At 51.6% G+C, this 246-nt stretch carries 1 pseudogene; it reads left to right on the top strand.

Annotation, left to right across the window (positions count from 1 at the left end):
• A pseudogene (locus CHH91_RS18850) lies at nucleotides 1-246 on the top strand (malate synthase G); the annotation flags it as partial.

The raw sequence follows: 246 nt of genomic DNA, 5'->3' as shown, positions 1-246 counted from the left end.
CCAGTGGCTGAAGCGCCGAATTGGAGTCCACAAGAAATCCAGGAAGAGCTCGATAATAATGCGCAAGGCATTCTTGGATACGTCGTCCGTTGGGTAGAAATGGGGATCGGCTGCTCCAAGGTGCCTGATATTAACAACGTTGCGCTAATGGAGGACCGTGCGACACTCCGTATCTCCAGTCAGCATATGGCGAATTGGCTCCATCACGGCATCTGCACGAAGGAGCAAGTGCTTGAAACGTTGAAA

Source organism: Virgibacillus sp. 7505, from assembly GCF_002272135.1.
Taxonomy (GTDB): domain Bacteria; phylum Bacillota; class Bacilli; order Bacillales; family Amphibacillaceae; genus Terribacillus.
This window is presented reverse-complemented; position numbering and strand designations above follow the sequence as displayed.